The 10,524-nt window shown below is 34.6% G+C and carries 9 protein-coding genes; 6 read left to right on the top strand and 3 right to left on the bottom strand.

All coding sequences use genetic code 11. From position 1 onward, the window contains the following. The first annotated feature begins 30 nt into the window (after positions 1-30). On the top strand, positions 31-903 hold the full coding sequence (locus tag BMX53_RS00355) for a pirin family protein (protein ID WP_074744021.1): 873 nt from the start codon (positions 31-33) through the stop codon (positions 901-903). 186 nt (positions 904-1,089) lie between these two features. Next, complete coding sequence (locus tag BMX53_RS00350) at positions 1,090-1,638, top strand: hypothetical protein (RefSeq protein ID WP_074744378.1); 549 nt, start codon at positions 1,090-1,092, stop codon at positions 1,636-1,638. A gap of 149 nt (positions 1,639-1,787) precedes the next feature. Here BMX53_RS00350 and BMX53_RS00345 read toward each other — a convergent pair whose 3' ends face one another. Continuing rightward, complete coding sequence (locus tag BMX53_RS00345; RefSeq protein WP_074744019.1) at positions 1,788-3,815, bottom strand: M3 family metallopeptidase; 2,028 nt, start codon at positions 3,813-3,815, stop codon at positions 1,788-1,790. Between the two features lie 274 nt (positions 3,816-4,089). Between BMX53_RS00345 and BMX53_RS00340 the strand changes: the two genes are divergently transcribed. Beyond that, positions 4,090-5,166, top strand: coding sequence for an acyl-CoA dehydrogenase family protein (locus tag BMX53_RS00340; protein ID WP_038985440.1), 1,077 nt, complete (start codon positions 4,090-4,092; stop codon positions 5,164-5,166). Positions 5,167-5,261: 95 nt separating this feature from the next. Continuing rightward, positions 5,262-6,326, top strand: coding sequence for an acyl-CoA dehydrogenase family protein (locus BMX53_RS00335; RefSeq protein WP_074744017.1), 1,065 nt, complete (start codon positions 5,262-5,264; stop codon positions 6,324-6,326). Between the two features lie 144 nt (positions 6,327-6,470). On the opposite strand, the gene purE is transcribed toward BMX53_RS00335, so the two are convergent. Further along, the gene (gene purE, locus BMX53_RS00330) at positions 6,471-6,950 is read right to left on the bottom strand and encodes a 5-(carboxyamino)imidazole ribonucleotide mutase (RefSeq protein WP_038985444.1); all 480 of its coding nucleotides are present in this window, start codon (positions 6,948-6,950) and stop codon (positions 6,471-6,473) included. 3 nt (positions 6,951-6,953) lie between these two features. Beyond that, positions 6,954-8,108 carry a 5-(carboxyamino)imidazole ribonucleotide synthase gene (locus BMX53_RS00325; RefSeq protein WP_038985446.1) on the bottom strand — a complete coding sequence of 385 codons (1,155 nt, stop codon included), beginning with the start codon at positions 8,106-8,108 and terminating at the stop codon, positions 6,954-6,956. Between the two features lie 1,270 nt (positions 8,109-9,378). Here BMX53_RS00325 and hpt point away from each other — a divergent pair. Both hpt and BMX53_RS00315 read left to right on the top strand, forming a co-directional pair. After that, positions 9,379-9,912 carry a hypoxanthine phosphoribosyltransferase gene (gene hpt / locus BMX53_RS00320; protein ID WP_038985449.1) on the top strand — a complete coding sequence of 178 codons (534 nt, stop codon included), beginning with the start codon at positions 9,379-9,381 and terminating at the stop codon, positions 9,910-9,912. A 29-nt stretch (positions 9,913-9,941) separates the two neighbouring features. Further along, positions 9,942-10,517, top strand: coding sequence for an adenylate kinase (locus tag BMX53_RS00315; protein ID WP_038985451.1), 576 nt, complete (start codon positions 9,942-9,944; stop codon positions 10,515-10,517). Positions 10,518-10,524 lie beyond the last annotated feature (7 nt).

The following is a 10,524-nucleotide window of genomic DNA, read 5'->3' as shown; positions in this document are numbered from 1 at the left end:
TGTAATTTTGAAGTATAAAATATTACAACTATGAAAACAAGAAACATAAAACAGATCGTAAAACCACAACCAGCACATTTTGTAGGAGATGGTTTTAGAGTGCATAACTTTATTCCAAGTATGCCTAATATGGATATGAAACAAATGGATCCTTTCATTATGCTAGATTACAATTCTAAATATGAGTTTGGACCATCAGAGATACCAAGAGGAGTAGGTGTTCACCCTCATAAAGGTTTTGAGACTGTAACTATTGCATATAAAGGACGTGTAGAGCACGGAGATAGTAGTGGAGGTGGAGGAGTTATCGGTGAAGGTGATGTACAATGGATGACTGCAGCGTCTGGAGTGTTACACAAAGAGTTTCATGAAACAGAGTGGAGTAAAACAGGAGGAGAGTTCCAAATGGTTCAGCTATGGGTGAATTTAAAAAGAGAAGATAAAAAAGGCCCTGCTAAATATCAAGCTATTGAGAATAAAACGATGGCAAAACATTTGTTAGAGAATGATATGGGGCTAGTAGAAGTTATAGCTGGTGATTATAATGGAACTAAAGGTAGTGCGTCAACATTCTCACCAATCCATATGTACAACCTAAAAGCAAAAGCTGGATTAGAAACTAAGTTTGCTTTCCCAAGCGGATATACAACTTTGTTACTGGTACTAGAAGGAGAAGTTAAAGTAAACGGAACTACTGTAGCTACAGATTATGTAGCACATATGGATAGAGAGGGAGAGGAGTTTACTGTTGAGGTAACTAAAGATGCGGTAGTATTGATTATATCTGGAGAACCTTTAAACGAACCTATTGCTCACTACGGGCCATTTGTAATGAATACAACAGATGAACTTGTAGCAGCAGTAGAGGACTTTAACTCTGGGAAGTTTGGTGACTTATCATAATAAGTTTTTTCATAATAAGTAAAGAGACTATATTAATTATAGTGGTTTTGTTTTGATTCGAAGGGAGGGTAGTATTACCTTCCCTTTTTTGTATAGTACTATTGAATGTAAGTGAGAAAATTAGCTGATTATGGCTATTGTATAATTGGTGTTTTAGGTTTTACATTTGTTCCTTTACGTATAAATATGAAAAAATTAAGCTTAACAATATTTGCAGTGGCTCTTCTTACAGTTAGTTGTAAAGACAAACAAGTAGAAACGCCAGTAGTGGTAGAAGATACAAAAGTAGAAGCACCAGCTGAACAAACTGAGACTAAAGAATTGAGATTGTCTGCAGAGAATATGGATGCATACGCTGAATCTGAAGATAAAATGATGGTATCTTTAGGAGATGATGATCAATGGCGTTTACAAAAAGCAATACAGATTATAGGTAACTATAATATTATCTATGATGCAGAAGATGGTATCGACAATGATAAGACAGATGCTGCTTTCTTAAAACAGGTAGGAGGTAAAACATTTAAAGAAGTATGTGAAGTGGCTGTTGGGTATCTTAAAGCAGATCAACAACGCGAATTAGATCGTATTAAAGACTTATTAGGTACTATTAAAGACCCTAAAGCAGCTTCAGAGGTAGATAAGTATAACGAAGCTCAAAATGACCTTAAAGAAGCTAATAAGATGCCAATCACACTTGATGCTTACGTTTATAACGAAGAGTGTTTTCTGTAGAGACGCAACACTTTGCGTCTACCACCCAGTAACCATAATATTGGAATGTAGAGATGGTAACCACAATATAGACGTGTAGAGATAAAATATTTAGATACAAGTCCCCAAAATAAAAGAAGCCCATTGCATCGCAATGGGCTTCTTTGTTTTTATAACAATCCTGCTCTTTTCAGTAAAGCATCAGGACTAGGTTCTTGACCTCTGAATTTCTTGTACAATGTCATTGGATGATCTGTACCTCCTTGAGACAGTACATTATCTTTAAACTTCGTAGCTACCTCTTTATTAAAGATACCATTAGCTTTAAAATAAGCAAAAGCATCTGCATCTAATACCTCTGCCCATTTGTAACTATAGTATCCAGAAGAGTATCCTCCTTGGAAGATATGTGAGAATGAAGTACTCATAGCATTCTCTTTTACATCAGGATATTGCTGTGTAGATTGGAACTGTTTTGTCTCGAAGTCTTTTAGACTTGTAATAGTAGTAGGATCTTGTCCATGCCATCCCATATCTAATAAACCAAAGCTCAACTGACGAACAGTAGCTAATCCTTCTAAGAAGCTTGCGCTCTCTTTGATTTTTTCTACTAACTCCATAGGAATAGTCTCTCCTGTTTGGTAGTGCTTAGCGAATAGCTCTAAAGCTTCTTTCTCGTAACACCAGTTCTCCATCACTTGACTTGGCAACTCTACGAAGTCCCAATATACATTAGTACCTGATAGAGATGGGTAAGTCGTGTTGGCCAACATACCGTGTAATGCATGTCCAAACTCGTGGAATAAAGTAGTCACTTCGTTAAATGTAAGTAACGAAGGTTTAGTTGCAGTAGGCTTAGTGAAGTTACACACGATAGAGATATGTGGTCTCTCGTTTATTCCATCTTTGATATATTGGTTTTTGAATGAAGTCATCCAAGCACCATTTCTCTTTCCTTTACGAGGGAAGAAGTCAGTGTAGAACACAGCGATAAACTCACCAGCTTCATTCGTTACTTCGAACGTACGTACATCAGCGTGATACTTTTCTATATTGTGTACTTCAGTGAATACTAATCCATATAGCTTATTCGCTACTTGGTAAGCACCATCTAATACATTCTCTAATTGGAAGTATGGTTTTAATAACTCGTCGTCTAAACTAAAACGTTCTTGTTTTAACTTCTCAGAGTAGTACGAGCCATCCCATTTCTCTAACTGATCTATATTATCTGTTTTCTTAGCAAAAGCAGCTAACTCAGCAAACTCTTTATCTGCTGCAGGTTTAGCCTTTGCTAATAACTCTTCTAAGAAAGCATTTACTTTATCAGGACTTTGTGCCATACGCTCTTCCAATACAAAGTGAGCATGTGTAGCATATCCTAATAGATTAGCTCTCTCATGGCGTAAGTTTACTATGTTTAAAACGTTAGCTTCATTGTTGTGCTCATTGTCTTGGAATGCTTTTTTACCTCCTGCAATAGCCATTTCTTTACGCAACTCACGATTATCAGCATACGTCATAAAAGGAATATAGCTTGGATAATCCAATGTGAATATCCAACCCTCTTTACCTTCTTGTTCAGCTAATGCTTTAGCTTCTTCGATAGCCCCTTCAGGTAGTCCTGCTAAGTCTTGTTCAGAAGTGATATGTAATTGATATTTATGAGTTTCTGCTAATACATTCTCTCCGAACTTCAAAGCAGTAGTAGATAATTCTGCATCAATAGCTCTTAAGCGTTCTTTCTTGTCTTCAGATAATAAAGCACCATTTCTTACAAAGCTTTTATAGTTCTTTGTCAACAGTGTTTCTTGTTCTGTAGTAAGGTTTAGGTTATCTTTTTGTTCGTATACAGCTTTAACGCGTTTAAACAACTCTTCGTTTAAGGAAATATCATTGCTCAATGCAGATAACATAGGAGCTACTTCCTGTGCTATTTTTTGCATCTCGTCATTTGTTTCAGCAGAGTTGAGGTTAAAGAATATATTAGACAATATGTCTAATTCCATACCTGAATAAGCAAGAGCCTCTAAAGTATTTTCGAATGTAGGTATATCAGTATTAGAAGTAATAGCTTCTATTTCATTTTTTGTGTCTTGTATTGCTTTTTGAAAAGCAGGAATATAGTCTTCCGTTTTAATCTGTGTAAATGGCGCAGTGCCGTGTACTGTGTTAAATGGATTGTTTAATGCAGACATATTTGTATAATTTCTCTATTTATATAATACTATAAAAGTAAGTTTTTTTAAACAAAGGGGTGTTACAGTCTATTTAAAATTTAGCCAATTATCTCTTTTCTCAGTTTTAGAATTGCTCTGAGCCTAGAGTATTAGTGGAAAGTGAAAGAATATTGTAAAATAAGATATAGAAATAACGAGTGTGGAATGTTTTTTGCACTAATTGAGAATAATCACATATTAATAAGATTAATATTTGATATGTTTGTTATAATGTGTAATAAATCAATGTATTATGTTCGAAATGACATCAGAGGATTTAGCAATTCTAAAAAGTGAGGTATGTAAGTCTAATGAATTAGGAACCTTAACAGAACAGCAGTTAGAAATAATTTATAAGCATAAGTTATTCAATATGTTTGTGCCTAAAGATTTAGGAGGACTGGGATTAAGCCTAATCGAAGCCTTAGAAATAGAGGAACAACTAGCTAGAATAGATGGTAGTCTTGGATGGACAGTCACTATGTGTTCTGGCGCTAATATGTTTGTAGGGTACCTAGATACGTTTATGGCTAAGATGATCTTTCAGGATAAGAAGGTCTGTTTTGGAGGAAGTGCTCAGATAGACGGAGTGGCTAGAGTGAGTAAAGATGGTTATATCGTTAATGGAGTTTGGGATTATATAGTAGGTTTACCACATTGTACAGTATTAACCCTTAATTGTCATATAGAAGATAAAGGAGAGTTACTGTATAACCAAGATGGCACACCATACTTTAAAACGTTCTTTTTCTTTCCAAAAGAAGTTACTGTAATTGAAGACTGGAAATCTATTGGACTAAAAGCTACAGCAAGTCATAGCGTGAAGCTAAAAGACTTTAGAGTAAATGCTAATCGTACCTTTGAGATTAACAGTGAGCATCCAGTGATTAATGAACCCACTTATTACTATCCCTTTATGTCATTTGCACTATTGACATTAACAGCTAATCACTTAGGAATGCAGGAACACTTTATGGATGAGTTGCGCAAGTATTTTAAAGGTGATTTATACAATAAGTATTTTGAGTTTAAAGAAGAGATATTCTATACTTATGAAGAGAAGTTCTTAAAGCGTAGAGAAGTCTTCTATAAAGTGGCTAAAGCATCTTGTGATGAGATTATATTGAATGGTTATTTATCCGCAGAAACAACAGCAGAGATAGAATCCATGTGTAAGAAGTTAGTCTATAAAGGACGTAACTCTATTATGAAAGTATTACCTTATTTAGGAATGAATGCGATGAACTACACTACGGAGATGAATCGGATCGTATGTGATATTCTTACCGCTAGTCAGTTTAGTTTATTGCTACCAGAAAGTTTAGAATAAGAAGTTTGTTATAAAGAAGAGGCCTTGTTAGTATAACTAATGAGGTCTTTTTTGTTTTAATAAGTTAGCTTTGTAAAACAACAAAACAACCCAATATGAAACAGTATATAAGTGACGCAGATATAGCGATACTTAAAGGTGATATAAGTAAAGCTGAGAAACTTGGACATCTTACAGATCAGCAACTAGAGGTGCTTTATAATAATAACCTCTTTAATATATTTGTACCTAAGAAATATAATGGATTAGAACTTGACTTTATCGAGGCCTTAAGGCTAGAAGAACAGTTAGCGTGTATAGATGGTAGCTTAGGATGGACAGTTACATTGTGTAGTGGAGCTAATATGTTCGTGGGTTTTATTGATCCAGAAGAAAGCGAAAAGATATTTAGTAATAAGAAAGTATGTTTTGGAGGAAGTGGTAAAGTAAGCGGTGTAGCTACAGAAGAAGGAGAGTATTATATCGTGAATGGCTCATGGGATATTGTTACTGGATTGCACCACTGTACAGTATTCACAGTTAATTGTCACATTAAGATAAATGGAGAGTTACAACTCGATACAGAAGGTAAGCCTATTTATAAATCTTTCTTTTTCTTACCTTCAGAAGTGACTACTAAAGATAGCTGGAATACATTAGGACTTATAGCTACAGGTAGTCATACTATCGAAGCTAAGGAATTGCGAGTATCTAAAACGCGTAGCTTTAGTATCACTAGTGAAGCATGTACTATAGATACCCCGTTGTATCAGTTTCCTTTTTATCCATTCGCTAAGTTTACCCTTGCAGTAAATCAATTAGGTATGCAGCGACATTATCTTGATGAGGTAGCTCAGTATTTTGAACAATTAAAGGGAGGTGCTTATGAACAGTTTCAGACAGCATTATTAGCTAAGTTAAATACTGCCTTTGATACGCGTAAAGCAGCTTTTTATTCTTTAACAGAGTCTACTTGGTTTAAAGTAAAAGAAGGGATAGCACTAACAGATTCTGATCACTTAGAGATAAGTAACCTGTGTAGTGAATTAGTGTTTCAAGGTAAGGATGAGGTTATACAGAGTTTGCCTTATTTAGGAATGAAAGGTGTAAGTAATGATTCTCATATTAGCAGAATAGTCAGAGATATACTTACTGGATGTCAACATAGCCTGTTTTTGTAATTAACAATGAGTAATGTTTGAAGGAACAGTCTGTACATGGTTTCGTATGTCAATGTAGAGACGGTTTATTAACCGTGTCACTCAAGCTATATCAGATAGTGTAATCATAAAAAAAATAAAAGGATGCCCATCGGGCATCCTTTGTTATTTTATAGACTCTGCTGCTTTTAGTACAGCTTCTCTTAATCCGTTTTTATACTCTACCATCTTATTAAGTAGTTCTTCGTTCTGACTACCTAAGATCTGTAGAGCTAGTAGACCTGCATTTTTAGCACCATTAAGCGCTACTGTAGCTACTGGTACACCACCTGGCATCTGTAAGATAGATAGTACACTGTCCCATCCATCGATAGAGTTGCTAGACTTAACTGGCACTCCGATAACAGGTAGAGGAGACATAGACGCTACCATACCTGGTAAGTGTGCTGCTCCGCCAGCTCCAGCGATAATCACATTGATACCACGCTTATGAGCGTTAGAAGAGAAATCTACTAATTTCTCAGGTGTTCTGTGAGCAGATACGATATCCACTTCTACTTCTACACCGAATTCTTTGATAATATTGATTGCATCTTGCATGACAGGCATATCAGATACGCTGCCCATAACTACTGCTATTTTCATAATTTATTTGCTGATTACTTTGATTGTTTCTTTTACCTGTTGAGCTATTTTTCTCGCTTCAGTCATATCGCTATTTACGATAGTTACGTGTCCCATCTTGCGGAAAGGTCTAGTCTCTCTCTTGCCATAGATATGAGGAGTTACTCCATCTATTGCTAAGATTTCTTCCATACCTTCATAGAATACTTGACCTGTATATCCTTCAGCACCTACTAAGTTTACCATAATACCTGCTACTTTACTATCTGTGTTACCTAAAGGCAATCCTAAGATAGCGCGTACATGCTGTTCGAATTGAGAAGTATAACTAGCCTCTATAGAGTAATGCCCAGAATTATGTGGACGAGGAGCAACTTCGTTTACTAGTACTTCATCGTCTTGCGTCTGGAACATTTCTACTGCTAATAGACCTACGTGGTTAAATTTCTCAGACACCTGAAGAGCGATAGCTCTTGCTTTATCAGCTACAGTTGCATCTATACGAGCAGGGCAGATCACATACTCCACTTGGTTAGCTTCTGGGTGAAACTCCATTTCTACTACAGGATAAGTCTTGATCTCTCCATTTGCAGAACGAGCTACAATAACAGCCAATTCATTTTTGAATGGAACCATTACTTCAGCAATACATTCTACATTAGGCAATGTGTCTAAATCAGCAATCGAACGAACTACTTTCACACCATTACCATCATATCCAAATTGTGCTGACTTCCATACGAAAGGCAAGTTTACCTCGTTAGCTTTAGCTGCCTGGATTAATGATTCTATATCCTTAAATCTCTTATATGGAGCAGTCGGGATATTATGCGTAGTGTAAAAATCTTTTTGATTTCCTTTGTTTTGGATTAAGCGAAGTGTTTTTGGAGAAGGGAATACTTTAAGACCTTCCTCTTCTAACTTATCAAGTGCATCTAAGTTCACATTCTCTATTTCGATAGTCAGTACATCTACGGTTTTACCGAAGCGATATACTGTTTCGAAATCCATTAAATCTCCTTGAAAGAATTGATGAGCTCCATATTGAGCAGGAGCATCTTTACTAGGATCTAGTACATTCGTCGCGATGTCAAATTTGCGAGTGTCATATAGGAGCATTTTACCTAATTGACCTCCTCCTAATATTCCCAAACGGAAATCAGTAGAAAAGTAATTCATTGTGTAGTTGTATTGTTATCGCACAAAGATAATTTAAAATTATCTAAAATAAATAGTATTGCTTTTTAGTCTTACAGGATTAATCAACTTCTGTTGAAGGACAGTTATTAATGATGGGATAAACTAATGATCATTACATACTAATATTGTCTAGTAAATGATTAGAATGTTAGAAAAGAAAAAGTAAATCCTTTTTTCTTTTTAAGGGGTAATAGGAGCGAAAATGGTAGGATAAAACAGATGTTTTACTCCTGTTTTTTATTTTTTTAGTGAAATAGGTAGCCTGTTTAGGCCCTCTTTTGAAAAAAGTGAACTACTTTTTTTGATTATATTGAGTTTAGTTTTTATTGTATTTTATTGGTTATTAATAATTTGTGTGTTTTGTTCTCGTTTTGAGTATTATTTTAATATGGCTTTAAGGCCAGTATTTATGGGTGTTCGTAATAGATTCTTCGAGGATTATTCTAAGATTCTCCCTATTTGCTCTAGAGGAGAGCCTTTTTCTAAAAGAACTCTAAAGTCATCATAGAAGAATCTTAGACGGAGTAAGTTCCGGGATAGGATGTGTAATTACTTTTAAATCTGTGTGATTTCCCAATATAGACTAGAAAGGGGAGATAATAGTGTTTTGATCTTACGTGTTATAGCTAGATGAGGAGGCGGTTTAATGTGTTTTTTATAAGCGTAACTTATGTAGATACTCTATGATATTGATATTAATTGAGTTTATTATTCTACTCTATATTATTTATCTGTATGAGCTGTCGAAAGAAAAAAAGTGGAAAGGTTCTTTTTAGTGAATTGCTTAATCAAAATTGTGTTTTTGATTATTTTGTTATTTATTTTTAGTTTTATACGTTAAAAAGATGTTTTTTGTTTTATTTTACGGTTTTTAATTGTACTTAGTGTATTTTTAAACTATAATATTTTATTAAAGAAATATTTTTTAGTTAAAAAAATTAACTTATATTTGTTAGGAACGAGTTAAAGAAGGACTCGTTTAGAAATTGAAAATTACGTTTTAAGTAGTGAAAATAATCTCAACGATAGAACTATAAACTTTGGTTTTAGAGTTAGATTGAATTAGTTTGTTTTAGGCGTAGCGTTTTTATAACGCTACGTTTTTTTTATTTCTATAGGTAAAAACAAAAACAAATAATCAAATAAAAGCGAGTTGTTTTTTTAGAATTTGGGGGTAATTCCTTTGCATAGAAACGAATAAACCTGTATTCTTTTTGTATATTTGCAAATTACGAACAACTTCGACACAATGGAAATACAAGTATTAGATAAAGTATTCGTGCCTTTTATATCTAGGGAACGAATTGATACTAGATTAAGCGAAATCGCTAAACAAATAGAGAAAGACATGAACGGTGATGTTCCTGTATTTATAGGGGTTCTGAACGGTTCGTTTATGGTTATTTCTGATTTAGTGAAGCACTATGAAGGCTCATGTGAAATGAGTTTTGTGAAGATGGCTTCTTATATCGGAACACAATCTACTAATCAAGTAAATCAGTTATTAGGACTAGATATCGATGTGACTGATAGAAGAGTCGTTATTATTGAGGACATCGTGGATACTGGAAATACTTTAGTAGCACTTAAAAAGTTATTTGATCAACACCGTCCAAAAGAAGTACGCATCTGTACGCTATGTCTAAAACCAGAGGCTTATACGAAAGATATTCCTTTAGATTACGTAGCATTTGAGATAGAGAATAAATTTATTGTAGGATACGGAATGGACTACAATAAACATGGTAGAAATATACCAGAAATATACCAAATTAAAGAATAACAAAAGACTAACAGAATAAAGAATAGATAATGATTGCAATAGTTTTATTTGGAAAACCAGGTGCAGGAAAAGGCACACAAGCTGAGTTTTTAAAAGGAAAGTACAATTTAACTCATATATCAACTGGAGATGTATTCCGTTATAATATTAAGAATGGTACAGATTTAGGTACACAAGCAAAAGCCTTTATTGACAAAGGTCAGTTAGTGCCAGATTCGATTACTATTAATATGCTAGCAGATGAAGTAGCTAAGAATATGGATAAAGCAGGATTCTTATTTGATGGATTCCCACGTACGATAGCTCAAGCTGAGGCTCTAGAAAAACTATTGACAGAGAAAGGTATCAAATTTGTAGGTACTGTAGGATTAGAAGCTGATGATGAAGTATTAGTAGCACGTATCTTAGAGAGAGGTAAAACTAGTGGAAGAGCTGATGATCAAGATGAAGAAAAAATCAGAAATAGATATAGAGAGTACAATGAGAATACAGCTCCATTAATCAAGTTCTATGAGGATAGAGGTGTGTTTACAGCTGTGAATGGTATCGGATCTATAGAAGAAATTACAGGACGCTTAAGTAATGTTATAGATACTTTAATATAAGGACTCT

The organism is Myroides marinus, from assembly GCF_900109075.1.
Lineage (GTDB): Bacteria > Bacteroidota > Bacteroidia > Flavobacteriales > Flavobacteriaceae > Flavobacterium > Flavobacterium marinum_A.
This window is presented reverse-complemented; position numbering and strand designations above follow the sequence as displayed.

Bases quoted from the DNA above. Each gene is read 5' to 3' on its own strand.
- hpt (WP_038985449.1), top strand. From the start codon at position 9,379: ATGGAAATACAAGTATTAGATAAAGTATTCGTGCCTTTTATATCTAGG.
- purE (WP_038985444.1), bottom strand. From the start codon at position 6,950: ATGAAAATAGCAGTAGTTATGGGCAGCGTATCTGATATGCCTGTCATG.
- BMX53_RS00325 (WP_038985446.1), bottom strand. From the start codon at position 8,108: ATGAATTACTTTTCTACTGATTTCCGTTTGGGAATATTAGGAGGAGGT.
- BMX53_RS00345 (WP_074744019.1), bottom strand. From the start codon at position 3,815: ATGTCTGCATTAAACAATCCATTTAACACAGTACACGGCACTGCGCCA.
- BMX53_RS00335 (WP_074744017.1), top strand. From the start codon at position 5,262: ATGAAACAGTATATAAGTGACGCAGATATAGCGATACTTAAAGGTGAT.
- BMX53_RS00340 (WP_038985440.1), top strand. From the start codon at position 4,090: ATGTTCGAAATGACATCAGAGGATTTAGCAATTCTAAAAAGTGAGGTA.
- BMX53_RS00350 (WP_074744378.1), top strand. From the start codon at position 1,090: ATGAAAAAATTAAGCTTAACAATATTTGCAGTGGCTCTTCTTACAGTT.
- BMX53_RS00315 (WP_038985451.1), top strand. From the start codon at position 9,942: ATGATTGCAATAGTTTTATTTGGAAAACCAGGTGCAGGAAAAGGCACA.
- BMX53_RS00355 (WP_074744021.1), top strand. From the start codon at position 31: ATGAAAACAAGAAACATAAAACAGATCGTAAAACCACAACCAGCACAT.